The organism is Streptomyces sp. NPDC020489, assembly GCF_044386545.1.
GTDB lineage: Bacteria > Actinomycetota > Actinomycetes > Streptomycetales > Streptomycetaceae > Streptomyces.
This window is the reverse complement of sequence record NZ_JBIRUZ010000020.1, coordinates 127,381-147,568: the sequence shown is the minus strand read 5'-3', so window position 1 is coordinate 147,568 and position 20,188 is coordinate 127,381. Positions and strand designations below refer to the sequence as shown.

14 protein-coding genes and 1 pseudogene are annotated in these 20,188 nt (G+C 72.5%); 9 read left to right on the top strand and 6 right to left on the bottom strand.

What is annotated here, in order from left to right:
- Positions 1-11 precede the first annotated feature (11 nt).
- The 3 genes from nhaA to ACH41F_RS38145 all read right to left on the bottom strand — a co-directional run bounded on the left by nhaA (position 12) and on the right by ACH41F_RS38145 (position 6,317).
- Positions 12-1,448 carry a Na+/H+ antiporter NhaA gene (nhaA, locus tag ACH41F_RS38155; protein WP_398839586.1) on the bottom strand — a complete coding sequence of 479 codons (1,437 nt, stop codon included), beginning with the start codon at positions 1,446-1,448 and terminating at the stop codon, positions 12-14.
- A 161-nt stretch (positions 1,449-1,609) separates the two neighbouring features.
- Positions 1,610-3,568 carry an acetate--CoA ligase gene (gene acs, locus ACH41F_RS38150; protein WP_391241806.1) on the bottom strand — a complete coding sequence of 653 codons (1,959 nt, stop codon included), beginning with the start codon at positions 3,566-3,568 and terminating at the stop codon, positions 1,610-1,612.
- A 298-nt stretch (positions 3,569-3,866) separates the two neighbouring features.
- Positions 3,867-6,317: a bifunctional SulP family inorganic anion transporter/carbonic anhydrase gene (locus ACH41F_RS38145; protein WP_398839585.1), complete on the bottom strand. Its 2,451-nt coding sequence runs from the start codon at positions 6,315-6,317 to the stop codon at positions 3,867-3,869.
- A 300-nt stretch (positions 6,318-6,617) separates the two neighbouring features.
- Between ACH41F_RS38145 and ACH41F_RS38140 the strand changes: the two genes are divergently transcribed.
- Positions 6,618-7,889 carry a hypothetical protein gene (locus ACH41F_RS38140; RefSeq protein ID WP_398839584.1) on the top strand — a complete coding sequence of 424 codons (1,272 nt, stop codon included), beginning with the start codon at positions 6,618-6,620 and terminating at the stop codon, positions 7,887-7,889.
- A 33-nt stretch (positions 7,890-7,922) separates the two neighbouring features.
- Here the strand turns inward: ACH41F_RS38140 and ACH41F_RS38135 are convergent, their stop codons facing one another.
- Entirely contained in the window at positions 7,923-8,903 is a 981-nt protein-coding gene (locus ACH41F_RS38135; RefSeq protein WP_398839583.1) for an ATP-binding protein, read from the bottom strand.
- Positions 8,904-9,004: 101 nt separating this feature from the next.
- On the opposite strand from ACH41F_RS38135, the gene ACH41F_RS38130 reads away from it, so the two are divergent.
- Positions 9,005-9,829: an oxidoreductase gene (locus ACH41F_RS38130; RefSeq protein ID WP_391241794.1), complete on the top strand. Its 825-nt coding sequence runs from the start codon at positions 9,005-9,007 to the stop codon at positions 9,827-9,829.
- A gap of 429 nt (positions 9,830-10,258) precedes the next feature.
- Here the strand turns inward: ACH41F_RS38130 and ACH41F_RS38125 are convergent, their stop codons facing one another.
- Positions 10,259-11,092 (bottom strand): HAD-IB family hydrolase, encoded by an 834-nt coding sequence (locus ACH41F_RS38125; RefSeq protein ID WP_391241791.1) that lies wholly within the window; start codon positions 11,090-11,092, stop codon positions 10,259-10,261.
- Between the two features lie 597 nt (positions 11,093-11,689).
- Between ACH41F_RS38125 and ssd the strand changes: the two genes are divergently transcribed.
- The 7 genes and pseudogenes from ssd to ACH41F_RS38090 form a co-directional block, all read left to right on the top strand.
- On the top strand, positions 11,690-12,793 hold the full coding sequence (gene ssd, locus ACH41F_RS38120) for a septum site-determining protein Ssd (RefSeq protein WP_391241788.1): 1,104 nt from the start codon (positions 11,690-11,692) through the stop codon (positions 12,791-12,793).
- Between the two features lie 383 nt (positions 12,794-13,176).
- Positions 13,177-14,430 (top strand): TadA family conjugal transfer-associated ATPase, encoded by a 1,254-nt coding sequence (locus tag ACH41F_RS38115; RefSeq protein ID WP_391241784.1) that lies wholly within the window; start codon positions 13,177-13,179, stop codon positions 14,428-14,430.
- 5 nt (positions 14,431-14,435) lie between these two features.
- A complete protein-coding gene (locus ACH41F_RS38110) occupies positions 14,436-15,293 on the top strand; it encodes a type II secretion system F family protein (protein WP_391241781.1) in 858 nt (285 codons plus the stop codon).
- Between the two features lie 157 nt (positions 15,294-15,450).
- Complete coding sequence (locus tag ACH41F_RS38105; protein ID WP_391241778.1) at positions 15,451-16,236, top strand: type II secretion system F family protein; 786 nt, start codon at positions 15,451-15,453, stop codon at positions 16,234-16,236.
- Between the two features lie 268 nt (positions 16,237-16,504).
- Entirely contained in the window at positions 16,505-16,714 is a 210-nt protein-coding gene (locus tag ACH41F_RS38100; protein WP_391241775.1) for a DUF4244 domain-containing protein, read from the top strand.
- Positions 16,701-17,057, top strand: a complete 357-nt coding sequence (locus ACH41F_RS38095) for a TadE family type IV pilus minor pilin (protein ID WP_391241772.1) — start codon at positions 16,701-16,703, stop codon at positions 17,055-17,057. The genes ACH41F_RS38100 and ACH41F_RS38095 overlap by 14 nt, the downstream gene beginning before the upstream one ends.
- A 26-nt stretch (positions 17,058-17,083) precedes the next feature.
- A pseudogene (locus tag ACH41F_RS38090) lies at positions 17,084-17,485 on the top strand (Rv3654c family TadE-like protein); the annotation flags it as partial.
- Here the strand turns inward: ACH41F_RS38090 and ACH41F_RS38085 are convergent.
- On the bottom strand, positions 17,436-20,135 hold the full coding sequence (locus ACH41F_RS38085; RefSeq protein WP_398839582.1) for a DEAD/DEAH box helicase: 2,700 nt from the start codon (positions 20,133-20,135) through the stop codon (positions 17,436-17,438). The pseudogene ACH41F_RS38090 and the gene ACH41F_RS38085 sit on opposite strands and share 50 nt — an antisense overlap.
- Positions 20,136-20,188 lie beyond the last annotated feature (53 nt).

Sequence of the window (20,188 nt, the reverse complement as noted above, 5' to 3'; positions counted from 1 at the left end):
GTCCCGTCAGATCATGCCCGACGGTCGTCCTCCTCGCCTGCCCCGCCCGTCACTTCGGCAAGCCCCGCCCTCTCGGCGGCCTTCAGTTCGGCGATCCGGCGGTGCTCGGCGGCCTTGTTCTCGTGGATCTCGGCCATCCGGAGGTGGTACGCCGGGTCGTCCTCCTCGTAGATGTCCGGGATGCCGTCGCGGTCCTCGTCGCGCTCCTCGTACTCGACCAGCCGCCGGTACTTGGCGTTGCGGACCTTCAGCAGCACGGTCGCGAGGGTCGCGGCGATGAGCGAGCCCAGCAGTACGGCCGCCTTGACGTCGTCGGTGAGGGCCGTGTCGCCGTCGAAGGCCAGCTCGCCGATGAGCAGGGACACGGTGAACCCGATGCCGGCGAGGGTCGCCACGGCGAAGACGTCCGCCCACGCGAGGTCGTCGCTGAGCGAGGCGCGGGTGAAGCGGGCGGTCAGCCAGGTCCCGCCGAAGATGCCGAGCGTCTTGCCGACGACCAGGCCGAGGACCACGCCGAGCGTCTCGGGCTGGGTGAACACCTCGCCGAGCGCACCCCCGGAGACCGGGACACCGGCGCTGAACAGGGCGAACAGCGGGACGGCCAGCCCCGCCGAGAGGGGACGTACGAGATGCTCGATGCGCCCCCCCGGGGAGTGCTGCTCGCCCTCCCGGGTGGTGCAGCGCAGCATCAGGCCCATGGCGACGCCCGCGATGGTGGCGTGGATGCCGCTGTTGTACATCAGGCCCCAGATGACGAGCGCGAGCGGCACGTAGACGTACCAGCCGCGTACGCCCGCGCGCAGCAGCAGCCAGAAGACGGCCAGGCCGATCACCGCGCCCCCGAGGGCGGCGAAGTCGATCTCGGCCGTGAAGAAGACGGCGATGATCAGGATCGCGAAGAGGTCGTCGACCACCGCGAGGGTGAGCAGGAAGGCGCGCAGGGCGCTCGGCAGGGAGGTGCCGATGACGGCGAGCACGGCCAGCGCGAAGGCGATGTCGGTGGCCGTGGGGACCGCCCAGCCGTCGAGCGAGCCGCCGCCGGTGAGGTTGGTGAGGGTGTAGACGAGGGCCGGTACGGCCATGCCGCACAGGGCCGCGACCACGGGCAGCGCGGCCGCCCTGGGGTCCTTCAGGTCACCGGCGACCAGTTCGCGCTTGAGTTCGATGCCGGCGACGAAGAAGAAGATCGCGAGGAGGCCGTCGGCCGCCCAGTGGGCGAGGGAGAGGTTCAGGCCGAGGGAGCCGGGGCCGAGGTGGAAGTGGCTGACGCTTTCGTAACTGTCGCGCAGCGGGGGTACGTTCGCCCAGACCAGCGCCGCGATCGCGGCCACGAGGAGGAGCACGCCGCCGACGGTCTCGGTGCGCAGCGCGTCCGTGACGAAGGTCCGCTCGGGCAGGGAGAGCCGTCCGAAGGCCTTGCGGGGAAGGGGGGTGCGGGGCGCGGCCATCGGGGGGACCTCCGGTCGGGGGGTAGGGCGGAGCTGCTCGCCGACCAGACTTCCCGGCACACCTAGGGGATCACGCTAGTTTTCCTTAGTTTACCTAATTTCTACGATGTGCCCAAAAGAGGCGCCCGGCGCTGTGTCGCGCCGGGCGCCTCCCTTGCTGCCTAGTCCTCGCTGGGCGCGGCCGGGAGCTTCGCCTGGATGAGGTCCATGACCGTGGAGTCGGTCAGGGTGGTGACATCACCCAGCTGGCGGTTCTCGGCGACGTCCCGCAGCAGGCGGCGCATGATCTTGCCGGAGCGGGTCTTGGGCAGCTCGGCCACCGGCAGGATCCGCTGGGGCTTGGCGATCGGGCCGAGGGCGGTGCCGACGTGGCTGCGCAGGTCGGCGACGAGGCCCTCGTCCTCGGCGTTCGCCGTGCCGCGCAGGATCACGAAGGCGACGATGGCCTGCCCGGTGGTCGGGTCCGCGGCACCAACGACGGCCGCCTCGGCGACGGAGGGGTGCGAGACGAGCGCGGACTCGACCTCGGTGGTGGAGATGTTGTGGCCGGAGACGAGCATGACGTCGTCCACGCGCCCCAGGAGCCAGATGTCGCCGTCGTCGTCCTTCTTCGCGCCGTCGCCGGCGAAGTACTTGCCCTCGAAGCGCGACCAGTACGTGTCGAGGAAGCGCTGGTCGTCACCCCAGATGGTGCGCAGCATCGACGGCCACGGCTCGGTGAGGACCAGGTAGCCGCCACCGCCGTCGGGAACTTCGTTGGCCTCGTCGTCGACGACCGTCGCGCTGATGCCGGGCAGCGGGGTCTGGGCCGAGCCCGGCTTGGTCTCGGTGACGCCCGGCAGCGGGGAGATCATCATCGCGCCGGTCTCGGTCTGCCACCAGGTGTCCACGATCGGGGTGCGGTCGGCGCCGATGTGCTTGCGGTACCAGATCCAGGCCTCGGGGTTGATCGGCTCGCCCACGGACCCCAGCACGCGCAGGCTGCTGAGGTCGAACTTCGCGGGGATGTCGTCGCCCCACTTCATGAACGTCCGGATGGCGGTGGGTGCCGTGTAGAGGATCGTCACCCCGTACTTCTGGACGATCTCCCAGAAGCGGCCCTGGTGCGGGGTGTCCGGGGTGCCCTCGTACATGACCTGGGTGGCGCCGTTGGCGAGCGGCCCGTAGACGATGTACGAGTGCCCGGTGACCCAGCCGACGTCGGCCGTGCACCAGTAGACGTCGGTCTCCGGCTTGAGGTCGAAGACGGCGTGGTGGGTGTAGGCGGCCTGGGTGAGGTAGCCGCCGGAGGTGTGGAGGATGCCCTTGGGCTTCCCCGTGGTCCCCGAGGTGTAGAGGATGAAGAGCGGCTGCTCGGCGCCGAAGGCCTCGGGGGTGTGCTCGGCCGACTGCCGGTCGACGATCTCGTGCCACCAGACGTCGTGGCTGTCGTCCCAGGCGACCTCCTGGCCGGTCCGGCGGACGACGAGGACGTGCCGGACGTTGTCGACCTTGGTGAGCGCCTCGTCGACGGCCGGCTTGAGCGCGGACGGCTTGCCGCGCCGGTAGCCGCCGTCGGAGGTGATGACGACCTTGGCGTCGGCGTCCTGGATGCGGGTGGCGAGCGCGTCCGCGGAGAAGCCGCCGAAGACCACCGAGTGCGCGGCACCGATGCGGGCGCAGGCCAGCATCGCGATCGCCGTCTCCGGGATCATCGGCATGTAGACGGCGACCCGGTCGCCCTTCTCGACACCCAGTTCCAGCAGGGCGTTGGCGGCCTTGGAGACCTCGTCCTTGAGCTCGGCGTAGGTGATCGCGCGGCTGTCGCCGGGCTCTCCCTCGAAGTGGATGGCGACCCGGTCGCCGTGGCCCGCCTCGACGTGCCGGTCGACGCAGTTGTACGCGACGTTGAGCTCGCCGTCCTTGAACCACTTGGCGAACGGCGGGTTCGACCAGTCCAGCGTCTCGGTCGGCTCCTTGGCCCAGGTCAGCCGACGGGCCTGCGTGGCCCAGAAGCCGAGCCTGTCAGCCTTGGCCTCCTCGTACGCCTCGGCCGTGACGTTGGCGCTCGCGGCCAGGTCAGCGGGCGGCGCGAAGCGTCGCTCCTCCTTCAAGAGGTTGGCCAGGCTTTCGTTGCTCACGACATCTCCCTTGCGGTGCTTTGCCGGGCGACCGTTGTGTCCCAGGCCACAGCTCATCAGACCCGGGGGTGCGCTGACAAGGGCCGATCCATAATTGGTTTAGACCTGTGCGGGTCTGTTTCCTCGTCGAGGCCGGACGCCGAGGCCGACGGCCGGGCCCACTCGTACCCACGTACGCCGACCAGGCGCAGTTCACCCCTCGTCACGCCTTTCGCCCGCGCCGCGACCCCGAGCACGGTCATGGAGTGGAGGGCGGGGGTGGGCGGCCTCGCGAGCCGGACCGCCCAGCCCTCTCTCCTCACGCCGGCACGTCCGCCGCCTCCACGTGGTCGAACACGCCGTCCCCGCTCGTCCCGGTGAGCAGGTACGCCTGCGCCTCGCCCACGTGGAAGTACATCCCGTGCAGCTCCAGCTCCCCTTCCCGCAGCGCCCGGGCGACCGACTCGTGCGCCCGCAGATGCTCCAACTGCTGGACCACGTTGGTCAGACAGAGTTGCTCCACCGCGTCGGCGGGTGCCCGTCCGGCGAGCCGGGCCCAGGGCCTGCTGTCGTCGGCCATCCGCTCCAGGCTCGGCTGCCCGTGCCGCAGCCACCGCTTGAGCGGCGTCCGGGCGCCCCCGGGCTCGGAGGTGAGCAGCGCCTGCATGGCCCCGCACCCGGAGTGCCCGCACACCGTGATGGACCGCACCTTCAGCACGTCCACCGCGTACTCGATCGCGGCCGCCACCGAGTCGTCGCCGCTCTCCTCGCCGGGCGGCGGGACGAGGTTGCCCACATTGCGCACCACGAACAGATCGCCCGGACCACTGGAGGTGATCATCGAGGTGACCAGCCGTGAGTCGGCGCAGGTGAGGAAGAGCTGCGCCGGCCGCTGCCCCTCCCGGGCCAGCCGGGCCAGCTCGCCCCGGATCAGGGGAGCGGTGTTGCGCTGGAACGCGCTGATGCCGCGCGTCAGTTCGTGCCTGCTGGGACCGAGGGGACCGGACCCGTCGCGACCTGCTTCGAGCGGACCGTCGGTCGGCCCCGAGTCCCGGCCGGACGTCGGCGTGGACCATGGGTCCTCGCACTGGTGGTTCCGCCACGGCGTCCAGGGGCGGCAGCGGCAACCGGCGGCCGCACCACGGTTGGTGGACCCGGGGGCGAGCATGCTCCCGGTCTCTGTCCCCTCGGTGGCGGTGTCGGCGACCTCACCGGGCTCCGCGATCCGGACCCCGTTCCGGCGACCGGTCAGCTCGACGGTGCCGCCCTGCGCGGTGTGCGTCTTCTGCCAGTCCTGAAGCGCCTCGTACGCCGCGTGGTCCATGAAGGAGCCGTCCAACTCCACGACGACCGACGTGCCCTGGGGCACCAGATGCAGGATCCGGCTGAGCCGGGGCACCGCGAGGAAGGTCAACTGCCCCCGTACGTGGACGTGATGGACTCCGTCGCGTTCGTCGTGGGTGATGCGGGTGCGGGTGAGGCGGTGCAGGGCGACGCCGACGGCCACGGCGATGCCGAGCGTGACGCCCTCCAGGACGCCGAGGGCCACCACGCCGAGGGTGGTGACGGCGTAGACCAGGACCTCGCGGTGACGGGTCACCGTGCGGATGTGGTGCAGGGACACCATCTGGATGCCGACGGCCATCACCAGGGCGGCGAGCGAGCCCAGCGGGATGAGCTCGAGCACCGGGGCCATCAGCAGCGCGGCGATCACTACGAGAACGCCGTGCAGCATCGTGGAGTTCCGGCTCAGGGCACCCGCGTGCACATTGGCCGTGCTGCGGACGGCGACCCCGGCGACGGGGAGTCCGCCGAGCGAGCCGGAGACGATGTTGGCGGCGCCCTGGCCGAGCAGCTCGCGGTCCAGGTCCGAGCGCCGGACGCGGCCGGCCGGTCCGGGCCGCCCGGCCGCCATCTTGTCGACGGCGACCGCGCCGAGCAGCGACTGCACGCTGCACACCAGCGTGGTCGTCAGCACGGCGGCGACCAGGCCGAGCACCGGACCCTCGGGGAGCCCGGCCAGGGCGTGGCTGCTCCACGAGGGCAGGTCGACCATGGGCAGCGTCAGCCCGGCGAGCGCGGCGGCGGCGCTGGCCCCGGTGACCGCGACGAGTGCGGCCGGGATCTTCCGCAGCAGGGCGCCCGCCCGGCCGGGGATGCGCGGCCAGAGCAGCAGCAGGGCCAGGGTCAGGGCGCTCACCGACACGGCGGCGGGACGCACCTCGGCCAACTGCGCGGGCAGCGCCCGGAGGTTGGCCAGCACGGAGCTCTGCGGGGTGCCGCCGAGGACGATGTGCAACTGGGCGACGGCGATGGTGACGCCGATGCCCGCGAGCATGCCGTGCACGATGGCGGGGCTGACGGCGAGCGCGCTGCGCGCCACGCGCAGGCAGCCCAGGCCCAGTTGGGCGAGGCCGGCCAGGACGGTGATGGCACAGGTGGTGCGCCAGCCGTAGCGGTGGATCAGGTCGGCGGTGACGACCGTGAGGCCGGCCGCGGGGCCGCTGACCTGGAGCGGGGAACCGCCGAGCCGGCCGGCCACGATTCCTCCGACGGCGGCGGCGACCAGGCCGGCCTGGAGGGGCGCGCCGGTGGCGAGGGCGATGCCCAGGGACAGCGGCAGGGCGATCAGGAAGACCGCGATCGAGGCCGACACGTCGGCGCCCGCGACACGGAAGCGGCGGGGCCCGGACGGCGGTGGGCTGTGGGGTCGGTGAGTGCGCTGGGTCCGACTCTGGTCGGCGGTGCGGGTGGGGACGCATGCGGACATAGTTCCCGTCTCCTCCGGGGCGGCGCGGTCGCGGAACAGGTGGTCCCCCGGCGAGGGCCGGGGGGTCGGGTCGCGGCCGTGGGTCACGGCGTGCAGCGGCGGGATGCATCAACGCTCGGTAAACGAATCGTAATTCAGAGTAAAGGACAGGCATAGACTTTCCTGGCAAATGGGCTAATAACTCACTCATCAGGATGAGGCGAATATGTGATCGGCTTGTCGTACAAACTCCTTCCGGGTCCCGTGCGAGCTTGGCGGCGCTGTCGTTGGCCCCGAGAGAAGGAAGTAGGTGGGCGGAACATGGCCGCCACCCAGAGGATCGCCGCCGGCGCCGTGGTCGCCGCGGTCTGTGCCGCATCGCTCGCCGGTTGCGCGTTCGGCACCGACGGTGCCGAGGAAGGGGCCCCGGGCCCGCAGAAGGCGAAGCCCGTCCAGGCGCCGCCCAAGAGCGCGGTCCGCCTGATCGGCGACGGCTCCACCGCGTACACCGGGGCGCAGCCCCATCTGCCGAGGCCGCAGCGGATGAAGCCCGGTCAGAAGCCCCCGCAGTTCGTGGTGTTCTCCTGGGACGGCGCGGGCGAGGACGGCCAGAAGCTGTTCTCCCACTTCCGCAAGGTCGCCAAGGCGAACAACGCGACGATGACGTACTTCCTCAGCGGCGTGTACATGCTCCCCGAGGACCAGCGCGACCTCTACAAGCCCCCGCAGCACTCGCCGGGCCGCTCCGACATCGGCTTCAACGACAAGAAGGGCATCGCCGAGACCGTGAAGCAGCTGCGCGGCGCGTGGCTGGAGGGCAGCGAGATCGGCACCCACTTCAACGGCCACTTCTGCGGCAGCGGCGGCGGGGTCGGCCAGTGGTCGGTCGAGGAGTGGAAGGACGAGATCGCCCAGGCCAAGCACTTCGTGAAGTCCTGGAAGACCACCACCGGCATGCGGAACGCGGCGCCCCTGCCCTTCGACTACGACAAGGAGCTCGTCGGCGCCCGCACCCCCTGCCTGGAGGGCCAGAAGAACTTCATGAAGGCCGCCCGCGAACTGGGCTTCCGCTACGACACCAGCGGCGTCAACAACCAGGTCTGGCCGGAGAAGAAGGAAGGCCTGTGGGACCTGTCGATGCAGCTCGTGCCGTTCGTCGGGCACTCCTTCGAGCAGCTGACCATGGACTACAACTTCGCCGTGAACCAGTCGGGCACGATGTACGGCGACCCGAGCAAGCACGCGTTCTGGGGTGACCAGATGCGGGACAGCCTCCTCAAGGGCTTCCAGCGGGCCTACGACGGCAACCGCGCGCCCCTGATCATCGGCAACCACTTCGAGTCCTGGAACGGCGGCACGTACATGCGAGCCGTCGAGGAGACCATCGAGGCCGTCTGCAACAAGCCCGACGTGCGTTGCGTCTCCTTCCGGCAGCTCGCCGACTGGCTGGACGCCCAGGACCCCAAGGCCCTGGAGAAGCTGCGGGCCCTCGGCGTCGGCCAGGCCCCGAAGGAGGGCTGGGCGTCCTTCCTCTCGGGCCGCCCGGCCCCGGCCCCGAAGGGGGTGCCGGGGGCGCCGGCGGCCAAGCGGTGAGCCACCGGCACCGCGCCGGCGGGCACCGCGCCGTCACGCGTTGAGCGCGACGCTCTCGCTCAGCACGAACCCGGGGTCGACCTGCGCCGCCAGGTCGGCCCCGGTGCGCTCGTTGCCCCAGGACCGGGCGTTCTTCAGATGGAAGTGGACCATCTGGCGCGTGTAGCGCTCCCAGTCACGCAGGTCGTACGTCGCGTCGACGGCGGCCTGAAGCTGGTGCAGGGCACGGCGGTTGACGTCCTCCAGGAGTTCGAACCGGGGCGGCCGGCCCTTCTCCATGGCGCGCACCCAGTCCGAGTGCCCGACCGTCACCAGCAGGTCGTCCCCGACCTCGGAGCGCAGGAAGTCGAGGTCGTCCTGGCCCTGCACCTTGTTGCCGACGACCTTCAGGGCGACGCCGAAGTCGCGGGCGTACTCCTTGTACTGGCGATAGACGGAGACCCCCTTCCGGGTCGGCTCGGCGACGAGGAACGTGATGTCGAAGCGGGTGAACATCCCGGAGGCGAAGGAGTCCGAGCCGGCGGTCATGTCCACCACGACGTACTCGTCCCGCCCGTCCACCAGGTGGTTCAGGCACAGCTCCACCGCTCCCGTCTTGGAGTGGTAGCAGGCGACCCCCAGGTCGGCTTCCGTGAAGCGGCCGGTGACCATCAAACGGACGGCGCCGCCGTCGAGTTCCACCGGCCGGGCGCAGGCGTCGTAGACCGGATTGTCCTCGTGCACCCGCAACAGCCGGGAGCCCTCGCCCGGCGGGGTCGTCTTGATCATGGTCTCGGCGGAGGTGATGCGCGGGTTGCCGCCGCGCAGGTAGTCCTTGATCAGCGGCAGCCGCTCGCCCATCGCGGGCAGCGCCGCGGCCTGCGCGTCGTCGAGGCCGAGGGCGGCGCCCAGGTGCTGGTTGATGTCGGCGTCGACGGCCACGACCGGCGCGCCGGTCATGGCGAGGTGGCGGATGAACAGGGAGGACAGCGTGGTCTTGCCGCTGCCGCCCTTCCCGACGAAAGCAATTTTCATATTCACCAAGCGTAGTGGCGTGATCGCTGTGCGTGGCATGGGTGCGTGAAGAAGACCACTCCTTCGTGGGGTGCGGGCCCGGGGTGCGTAATGTCGTACTCATGAGTACGACAGGCGCGACCGCCGATCCGCTCGCGGCCCTGGGCTCGCTGCCCGGTGTGGCCGAGTCCGTGGAGTCCGTGCGCAAGGCCGTGGACCGGGTCTACGGGCACCGGATCATGCGGCGCCGCAGCACCGCGGTCACCTCCGAGGCGGCCCTGCGCGGCGCCCGTGGCTCGGCGGCGCTGGCCGGCGCCGACTGGGCGCTCGAAGAGGTGCGCCGCCGCTCGGACTTCAGCGGCGACGACGAGGCCCGCGTGGTGGGCGCGGCCCTGCGGCTGACCGCTGAGGCGGGCCAACTGCTGTCCATCTGGCGTCAGTCCCCCTTGCGCGTCCTGGCCCGGCTGCACCTGGTGGCGGCCGCGACCAACGGGGACGAGGTGGGGCGCCCGCGGCAGGCGGGCGAGCCGGTCGACGAGCCGTTGATCGAGCTCGCGCTGCCCGACAGCGCGGAGGTGCACGGCCGGCTGGACGGCCTGTCCGAGCTGATCATCGCGGGCAGTTCCGCCCCCGCCCTGGTGACGGCGGCCGTGGTGCACGGCGAGATCCTCGCCCTGCGGCCCTTCACCTCCCACAACGGCCTCGTCGCCCGTACGGCCGAACGCATCGTCCTGATCGGCAGCGGCCTCGACCCGAAGTCCATCTGCCCCGCCGAGGTCGGCCACGCCGAGCTGGGCCGGGCGGCTTATCTGGCGGCGCTCGACGGCTATGCGTCCGGGACCCCGGAGGGCATGGCCGCCTGGATCGCGCACTGCGGCAAGGCGATCGAACTCGGGGTGCGCGAGTCGACGGCGGTGTGCGAGGCGCTGCAACGCGGGGCGGCGTAACAGTGGTTACAGAGCCCTGTGCCTGTAGGTGCGGGGCGGTGTCACCGTGGTTCGGGGTGCTGTAACTGTGGTTACAGAGAAGGCCCTCCCGCAGGAGGGCCTGAACAGGGTTGCGGCGGTACGAGGACTCGTACCGCCGCTGGCATGTTCACCGGGTTACCAAGCGTCCTCGATATGTTGCCCATCAGGTCGGGGACTTTGCCCGTCACCTGGTGCGGCTGGCCCGTAATCGACGGGTCGACGTCGCGTGGGTGCCCGATGCTCATGCGCGGTCCGTGGGGCCGGATGCGTACTGAGGTGATCCTCTCGGATGTCCTTGGTCTCGCGGGCCGTTGAGTCCTTTGTACTCCAGGACCCGGGCAAGTGGAACCCCTGTCAGCAGTTCTTTACTTTTACTCGCAAACAAGCATCAAACGGACGCGTGTGCGGTCAGACGGCCGTCGCCCGGCGCCGACTGGTGTACCAGACGAGCCCCGCGGTGGCGGCCGCCGCTCCTATCGCCGCCGCCGCGACGAGCGCCGGACGGGACGGCGCGGAGAACGCGGGCAGCCGCTGCTTGAGCCGTACGGGCCGGTGGAAATCGAGGATCGGCCAGCCGCGCGCGATCGCCTCGCGGCGCAGTGCCCGGTCCGGGTTCACGGCGTGGGGGTGGCCGACCTCCTGGAGCATCGGCAGGTCGGTCACCGAGTCGCTGTAGGCGTAGCAGCGCTCCAGGTCGTACCCCTCGGACTCGGCCAGCTCCTTGATCGCCTCGGCCTTCGTCGGGCCGTAGGCGTAGTACTCGACCTCGCCGGTGTAGCAGCCGTCCTCGCCCACGACCATCCGGGTCGCCACCACCCGGTCCGCGCCCAGCAGTTCACCGATCGGCTCGACCACCTCGGAGCCCGACGTGGACACGATCACGACGTCACGTCCCGCGATGTGGTGCTCCTCGATCAGGGAGGCCGCCTCGTCGTAGATGATCGGGTCGATCAGGTCGTGCAGGGTCTCGGCCACGATCTCCTTGACGTGCTGGACGTTCCAGCCGCGCACGAGTGCCGAGAGGTACTCCCGGGTCCGTTCCATCTGGTCGTGGTCCATACCGCCCACGAGGAAGACGAACTGGGCGTACGCGGTTCGCAAGGCGGCCCTGCGGTTGATCAGTCCGCCTTGGTAGAACGACTTGCTGAAGGTGAGCGTGCTCGACTTCGCAATGACCGTCTTGTCCAGGTCAAAGAAGGCCGCTGTGCGGGGCAAGGAGTGGTTTTCCACGCCCTCGAGCATAGGGGCAGCCCATTCGGCGTAAGGTGGGGCGCGTGGGTTTGCCTGAGAGGGCTCTCGGGTACACCATGGAAGTCACGGATCGTTCGCGACCGTGCTAACCCGGCCCGGCTCCTCCCCCCCCGAGTCGGCCGTGGAGACGACCCCCACTCTCCCCCCCGGTGGGGGTCGTCGCATGTCCGGGTGGGTTTTTCCTCTTCTGAGCGCGGCTCTGCGGCCGTGTCGAGGCGGCTGAGGTCGCCTCTTTCGCATGTCCATGATCCGTCACCGTGTGTAACGGTCGCACTGCTCTGCGGAACTCGCACAGGTACTGGTGCCGGGTGCGCCCGCAGGCCCCTCCATAGGTGCGCCTGTATGGGTGACGGCGATATTCACAACAGCCGAGTTGTCCACAGTTTTCGACCAAGATCCACTTGATTTCCCGCATCGCTGCACGGTGATTCCAGCACGGCCCGCCGACGCCGACTTGATGGCCGGTTCCGGTTAGTCGGCCGTGTTTGGCCGGTTCCTATCGGCCCGTCATTGGGGCCGCTCACCGGTTCTTCACACGTTTGGGAATCGCGGGGCCCCCGAGGCCCGCGCGAGAAGCAGCGAAGGGGGATGGACATCGTGACCGCAGCCGTCACACACGATCCGCCGCACGGCGCCCACGGGCGCCAGGGCGAGCCGCTGATCGTCACCGACGACCCGTTGATCCTGGACGACCTGCTGCGCCTGTGCGCCGCGGCCGGCGCCACACCGGAAGTCCATCCGGGGATGCCGGAACCGCGAGGCCGCTGGGAGGCCGCGCCGCTCGTCCTGGTCGGCGACGACGCCGCGCGGCGGGTGCGCGGAGCCACCCGCCGAGGAGGGGTGGTGCTCGTCGGACGGGACCAGGACGACTCCGGGGTCTGGCGCCGGGCCGTCGAGATCGGCGCCGACCACGTCCTGATGCTGCCCGACGGGGAGCAGTGGCTGGTCGACCGGATCGCCGACGTCGCCGAGGGCGTCGGCCGGCCCGCCCTCACCGTCGGCGTCATCGGCGGCCGGGGCGGCGCCGGGGCGTCCACGCTCGCGTGCGCCCTCGCCGTCACCTCCGCGCGGGAGGGACTGCGGACCCTGCTCGTGGACGCCGATCCGCTGGGCGGCGGACTCGACGTACTGCTCGGCGGTGAGACCGCCGAAGGACTGCGCTGGCCCGCCTTCGCCGCCTCGCGCGGCCGGGTCGGGGGCGGCGCCCTGGAGGAGTCGCTGCCCGAGCTGCACTCCCTGCGGGTGCTGAGCTGGGACCGCGGTGACTGCGTCACCGTCCCGCCGCAGGCGGTCCGCGCGGTCCTCGCCGCGGCCCGCCGCCGGGGCGGCACGGTCGTCGTCGACCTGCCGCGCCGCATCGACGACGGCGTCGCCGAGACCCTCGCCCAACTCGACCTCGGCATCCTCGTGGTCCCCGCCGAACTCCGTGCCGTCGCGGCGGCCGGGCGGATCGCCTCCGCGGTCGGGATGGTCGTACGCGACCTGCGGGTGGCCGTCCGGGGGCCACGCGCCCCCGGGCTCGACGACCGTGAGGTGGCCCGGCTGCTCGGCCTGCCGCTGGTCGGCGAGGTGCCCCTGGAGACGGGACTGCTGCGACCGCACGACAGCAGGACACCACCGGGCGCCGGACGGGGACCGCTGGCCCGGTTCTGCAAGCAGTTCTGGGAGCGGGCTCTGGCGGAGACGGCATGAGCGCGTACTCGGGAACGGGGCGAGCGGGCGGCGTGGGGGCCGGGGCGCCCGAGGGGCCGGTGGCGGCCGGGCTTCCCGTTGCGGCTTCCCCGGGATGGAGGTCGGAGCGCGCCGCGCGGGTTGCGGGGCGGGTGGGCGACGTGGCCTCTGCGGTGGGGCCGGCGGGTGGTGTGGCTTCTGCGGCGGGGCGGGGCGGCGGCCTGGCTTCCAGGAGGAAACGGACGGGTGGCATGGCATCTGTGGCGTGGCGGACGGGGAAGATCGCTGCCGCGACCGGGGGGCGGGCCGGCGGAGTGGCTGGTGCGACTGGGCCGGCGGGTGACGTGGTCTCTGCGGCGGGGTGGGTTGGTGGAGCGGCTGGTGAGACTGGGCGGGTCGGTGGGATGGCTGGTGGGGTCGGGCGGGTCGGTGGGGTGGATCTGTCGGCCGGGTTGCTTGACGGTGTGCGGCAGTGGCTGGCCGAGAGTGGGGCCGAGCCGACGCCCGCGCGGGTGGCGCAGGCGCTCCGGGAGCAGGGGCGGGTGCTGGGGGACGCCGAGGTCCTCGGGGCGGCCGAGCGGCTGCGGTCCGAGCTGGTCGGCAGCGGCCCGCTGGAGCCCTTGCTCGCCGATCCGTCCGTGACCGACGTGCTGGTGTCGGCTCCGGACCGGGTCTGGGTGGACCGGGGCGGTGGGCTCGAGCTCACCACGGTCGCCTTTCCCGACGCCGCCGCCGTACGACGACTCGCGCAGCGCCTGGCCGCGGTGGCGGGACGCCGGCTCGACGACGCGCGGCCCTGGGTGGACGCCCGGTTGCCCGACGGGACCCGGTTGCACGCCGTGCTGCCGCCGGTGGCCGTCGACTGCACCTGTCTGGCGCTGCGGGTCGTCCGGCCGCGCGCGTTCACGCTCGGCGAGCTGATGGCGGCGGGAACGGTGCCGCCGGGCGGGGACCGGGTGCTGCGGGCGCTGGTCGAGGCACGGCTGTCCTTCCTCATCAGCGGCGGTACGGGCAGCGGCAAGACGACGTTGCTGAGCGCGCTGCTGGGGCTCGTCGGACCGGGCGAACGGATCGTGCTGGCCGAGGACTCCGCGGAGTTGCGACCGGACCATCCGCACGTCGTACGGCTGGAGAGCAGACCCGCCAACCAGGAGGGCGCGGGCCTGGTGACGCTCCAGGACCTGGTGCGGCAGGCGCTGCGGATGCGGCCGGACCGGCTGGTGGTGGGGGAGGTGCGCGGACCCGAAGTGGTGCATCTGCTGACCGCGTTGAACACGGGCCACGAGGGCGGCTGCGGAACGGTCCATGCGAACGCCGCCGCGGACGTACCGGCACGGCTGGAGGCGCTGGGCACGGCCGCCGGGCTGGACCGGGCCGCGCTGCACAGCCAGTTGGCGGCGGCGCTGTCGGTGGTCCTGCACCTCGCCCGGGACCGGAACGGGCGGCGGCGGATCGCCGAGGTGCATGTGCTGGAGCGGGATCCGTCGGGGCTGGTGAGGACCGTGCCCGCGCTGCGGTGGGGCGCGGAGGCGTTCGTGTACGAGCGCGGATGGGAGCGGCTGCGGGGGCTGTTCGGCACCGCGGAGGCGGCAGGAAGCGGCACGGGGCGAGCGGACATGAGTGGCCGAGGTGACGAAGAACGGGGGACGGGACGGTGATCGGTGTGAGTGCGGTACCGGCGGGGGCGGCCCTGCTCTGTGCCGGGGCGGCGGTCTGGCTCTCGGCGGGGCGGCGGTCCGGGGCGCGGCGGGCGGAGTTGCTGCTCGCGGGCGCCGGCGGGGTGGTCGGTCCGGGGGCGCCACCGCCCGTCTGGCGCCGACTGACCGGTGGGCAACGGCGGTTGGGGAGCGAGTGGTGGGCGGTGGCGGCCGGACTGGTGGTGGCCGTGCTGGGCGCCTCGGTGCTGCCGCTCGTCGTGGGGGCGGCCGGGGTGCCGTTGCTGCGGAGGGTGCGGCTGGCCCGGGAGGCGCGGCAGGACCAGGAGCGCCGAGGGAACGCGGTCATCGCCTTGTGCGGGGCGCTCGCCGGGGAGGTCCGGGCCGGACGGCAGCCGGGTGAGGCACTGCTGCGTGCCGCGCGGGACGGCGACGGGCTCGGGGAGGCGCAGACGGCCGTACTGGCGGCGGCGCGGTTCGGCGGTGACGTACCGGATGCGCTCGCCGGGGCCGCACGGCAACCGGGCGCCGCCGGGCTGCTGGGGCTCGCGGCGTGCTGGCGGGTCGCTGTGGACCGGGGCGCCGGGCTGGCCGCCGGACTGGACCGGCTCGAGGCGGCGTTGCGCGCGGAGCGGGACCAACGTGCTGATCTGCGAGCTCAGTTGGCCGGCGCGCGGTCCACGACCGTGATGCTCGCCGGACTGCCGGCCCTCGGACTGCTCCTCGGCACGGCCCTCGGCTCCGACCCCCTCCACGTCCTGCTGCACACCGCCCCCGGCCTGGGCTGTCTGGTGATCGGAGGCCTGCTGGAGGGGCTGGGGATGTGGTGGGCGACGCGGATCGTGCGCGGGGCGGAGGCGGTGTGAGGGCGGGATGGCGTGGGGTGCGGGACCGCGGGCGGCGGGAGCCGGGATGGGTGGGGGGTTGGGAGAGACGGCGGTGTGAGGGCGGGTCGGGCATGGGGTGCGGCGGAGAAGAGGGTGGCGTGAGGACGTGGGTGCGGGGCTTGGCGAGGAGGGCGGGATGAGTGCGGAGGTTGTCCACAGGCTGGGGGTGGTCCTGGGGGCCGGGCTGGTCCTCGGGTGGCTGGTCCGGTGGGTGGCGGGGGCGCGGCGGGAGCGGCGGCTTCGGCGACGGTTGGCCCGGCTGGCGGCCCGGGAGGTGGCGTCCGCCGGTTCCTGGGATGAGGCACGGAGGTCCGTGCGGCGATGGCTGCCGTCGGTGGGTGTGGTGTCCGGCGGGTGGGCGCTGGTCGGTGGCGTGAGCGGCCTCGTGGTGGGGCTGGTCGCCGCGGCCGGACTGTGGTGGTGGCACAGGAGGCGCGCCGCCGTGGACCCGGCGGAGGCGTACGACGTCGCGGAGGCGGCACGCCAACTCCCGCTGGCCGCCGATCTGCTGGCGGCCTGTATCGCGGCCGGCGCTGGTCCGGTGATCGCGGCACGGGCGGTGGGCGAGGCGCTGAGCGGCCCGGTCGGGGACGCGCTCGCGAGGGGTGCCGCGGAGGTACGGCTGGGTGGGCCGCCCGGCGAGGCGTGGCGGCGGCTGGCCGCACTGCCGGGCGCCGGTCCGCTGGCGCGGCTGCTGGAACGGGCCGACGAGTCCGGGCTGCCTGCGGCGGCGCCGGTGGCACGACTCGCCGTGGAGGCGCGCGCCGACTGGGGGCGTGCCGCGACGGCACGGGCCCGGCGGGCGGCGGTCACGGTGACCGCGCCAGTCGGGCTGTGCTTCCTGCCCGCGTTCATCGCGGTCGGCGTACTGCCCGTGGTGATCGGGCTGGCGCACGGGGCCCTGGGCGGGGGTGGTGGATGACCGCGCGGGGCGCGGGAGGGCGGCTGGTGATCGAGGAGCAGCGGATGACCGGTCGTCCGGAAGCGGCGGAAGGTCGGGATGGCGAAAGCAGAAGGCCGTTGATGGCGAAGCGGAAGACCAGCGATGGCGAAAGCAGCAGATGAGCGGTCACGAGGCACAGCAGAAGACCAGTGACCGAGGCGCAGCAGAAGACCAGTGATCGAGACGTGGCAGTCGGCCGGTGAACGAGACATGGCGGTCGACACGACTGACCTTTACGGGGGTTGAGATGTGCAAGACGGTATGGGCACGGGTGCGTGTCCTGATGTGGCGGGCGCGTGCGGCGCGGCGGGACGTGGGGATGGTCACCTCGGAGTACGCGATGGGGATCGTCGCGGCGGTGGCGTTCGCGGCCGTTCTCTACAAGGTGGTGACCAGTGGAGCCGTCAGCGCGGAGCTCCAGGGCATCGTGAAGCAGGCGCTCGATGCGCGGATGTGAGCGGGGGGCGGACCGGGGGTTCGTGACGGCGGAGTCGGCGGTGGTGCTGCCGGTGCTGGTGATGTTCGCGACGGCGCTGGTGTGGGGTCTGCTGGTGGTGGCCGCGCAGATCCAGTGTGTGGACGCGGCGCGTACCGGGGCCCGGGCGGCGGCTCGGCAGGACGCGGCCGACACGGTCGTCGAGGTGGCCCGGGCGGCGGCACCGCGGGATGCGCGGATCACGGTCAGCCGGGAGGGGGACCAGGTCCGGGTGGCGGTCGTGGCGAGGCCGCCGGTTCTGCACGGGCTGCCCTTCGACGTACGGGAAGAGGCGGTGGCGTCGGTGGAGGGGGCGGGGCCATGAGAGGCGGATTTCGGGGGCGCCGGGGTGTGGGTTCGCGCTGGGGTGCCGCGAAGGAGGGCAGCACGCGGCGCCCGGTTCTCGGCGTGGACCGCGGTTCCGCCACCGTGTGGAGCCTCGGTGCCATCGCCGTGCTGTGTGTGGTGTTCGGCGTCGTGCTCGCCCTGGGGCACGCCGTCGTCACCCGGCACCGCGCGGCGGGCGGAGCGGATCTGGCCGCCCTCGCGGCGGCGGACCATTGGGCGGAGGGCGCCACAGGGGCCTGCGGCCGGGCCGAGCGGGTGGCCCGGGCCCAGGGCGCCCGGCTCGTGCGGTGCGCGCTGGCGGGCGAGGTCTCGGACGTGACGGCGACGGCGGGACGGGGGCCGTTCGCGGCCGAGGTCAGGGCACGGGCGGGGCCGGCGGAGTTGCCTGTTCCGGCACCGGTGGGGGCGGCGGGGGCGCGGCTTCCGGCGTCGACGGCACCGACAGGATCGATGGCGCCGGCGGAGCAAGCGGAGTTGCCACCTCCGCCACAGGCTCCCCTCCAACCGGCCTTCCCGCAGCCGGCTCCCGCACAGCCGGTTCCCCGACAGCCAGCCCTCCCTCACCCGGCTCCCCCTCCGAAGCGCCCCCCTCCGCACCGCCCCCCTCCTCCGGCGCCCCCCTCAGCAGCACCGTGAGCAACCGCACCGCGCCCCGCTTGTGCAACGGGTCGTTGCCGTTGCCGCACTTGGGGGACTGGATGCAGGACGGGCAGCCGGCGTCGCACTCGCAGGCGGAGATGGCCTGGCGGGTGGCGGTGAGCCAGGCGCGGGCGGTGTGGAAGGCGCGCTCGGCGAAGCCCGCGCCGCCGGGGTGGCCGTCGTAGACGAAGACCGTGGGGAGCAGGGTGTCGGGGTGCAGCGGGATCGACACCCCGCCGATGTCCCAGCGGTCGCAGGTCGCGAACAGGGGCAGCATGCCGATCGAGGCGTGTTCCGCCGCGTGCAGGGCGCCGCCGAGAATCTCGGGATTGATGCGGGCCTCGTCCAGCTGGTCCTCGGTGACCGTCCACCAGACCGCGCGAGTGCGGAGGGTGCGCGGCGGGAGGTCGAGCTTGGTCTCGCCCAGGACCTCGCCGGTGATGAGGCGGCGGCGCAGGAAGGAGACTACTTGGTTGGTGACCTCGACCGAGCCGTAGCACAACCGGCCCTCCCCCCAGGGGACTTCGACGTCCGTCTCCAGGACGGTGACGGAGGTCGTGTCGCGGGCCACCGTCGAGTACGGCGGGTTCGCCTCCTCGACCAGGGCCACCGAGTCCTCCAGGTCCAGGGACCGGACGAGGTAGGTGCGCCCCTGGTGGAGGTGGACCGCGCCCTCGTGGACGGTCGTGTGGGCGGCGCCCGCGTCGACCGTGCCCAGGAGGCGGCCCGTGCCGGACTCCACGATCTGGACCGGGGTGCCGCCACCGCCGCGGATGTCGGTGAGGTCGGCGGCGCGTTCCCGGCGGGTCCAGTGCCAGGCCTTCGTCCGGCGGCGCAGCAGTTTCGCGGCCTCCAGCTGCGGCAGCAGGGCCTCGGTCTCCGGGCCGAACAGCGCCAGGTCCTCCTCCGTCAGCGGCAGTTCCGCCGCGGCCGCGCACAGGTGCGGGGCGAGGACGTACGGGTTGTCGGGGTCCAGGACCGTCGACTCCACCGGTCGGTCGAAGAGGGCCTCGGGGTGGTGGACGAGGAAGGTGTCCAGGGGGTCGTCGCGGGCGACCAGGACGGCCAGGGCGCCCTGGCCGGCGCGGCCCGCGCGGCCCGCCTGCTGCCACAGGGACGCGCGCGTGCCGGGGTAGCCGGCGATCACCACGGCGTCCAGCCCCGAGACGTCGATGCCGAGTTCCAGGGCTGTCGTCGCGGCGAGGCCCAGCAACTCGCCCGAGTGGAGGGCTTGTTCCAGGGCGCGGCGTTCCTCGGGGAGGTAGCCGCCGCGGTACGCCGCCACGCGGCGGGCCAGTGAGCGGTCGACCTCGGCCAGGCGTTCCTGGGCGATGACCGCGACGAGTTCGGCGCCGCGCCGGGAACGGACGAAGGCGACCGAGCGGACACCCTGCACGGTGAGGTCGGTCAGCAGGTCCGCGGTCTCGGCCGTCGCCGTTCGGCGGACCGGGGCGCCCTTCTCGCCCTGCATCTCGGTGAGCGGAGGCTCCCAGAGGGCGAACACCAGTTCACCGCGGGGTGAGGCGTCGTCGGCCACCTCGACCACCGGGAGGCCGGTGAGGCGGCGGGCGGCGACCGCGGGCTCGGCAGCGGTCGCGGAGGCCAGCAGGAAGACCGGGGAGGAGCCGTACCGGGCGCACAGGCGGCGCAGTCGGCGCAGGACCTGGGCGACATGGGAGCCGAACACGCCGCGGTAGGTGTGGACCTCGTCGATGACGACGTACTTGAGCGCCTTCAGGAAGGAGGACCAGCGGGGGTGGGAGGGGAGTATGCCCCGGTGGAGCATGTCCGGGTTGGTCAGCACGTAGTTGGCGTACTGGCGGATCCACTCGCGTTCCTCGAACGGGGTGTCGCCGTCGTAGACCGCGGGGCGGACAGAATTGCCCAGCGGTTGTGAAAGTTTCTTCACAGTTCGGCACTGATCCGCCGCGAGCGCCTTCGTGGGCGCGAGGTAGAGGGCGGTGGCCCCCCGGCCGTTCGGAGCCTCGGAGCCGTCCAGGAGGGCGGACAGGACGGGCGTGAGGTACGCCAGGGACTTCCCGGAAGCCGTACCGGTGGCGACGACCACCGAGTCGCCGTCGAGGGCGTGCTCGGCGGCCTGGGCCTGATGGGCCCAGGGGTGCTCCACGCCCGCCGCCCGCACCGCCGCGAGGACCTCGGAGCGAATCCGGTCAGGCCAGACGGCATGGCGGCCCGCACGTGGGGGCAAGTGCTCCGTATGAGTGATGCGCGCAGCGCGGCTCGGGCCCGAGGCGAGCCGGTCCAGGACCGCGCCCGGCCCCGGCCGGGAGACGGGGTCCGCCGAGGGTCGATCGGTTCGGTGATTCTTGGCCATCGGCACCGAGTGTGTCACTGGCGTGACGGACAATGGGACCAAGGCGTCGTGCACGCCTGCCGGTAAGTGATTGAATGCCATCGCGGCTGGCGAACCGTCCTGGGGGCTTCAAGCCGAGGTGTCCCGCGGGACGA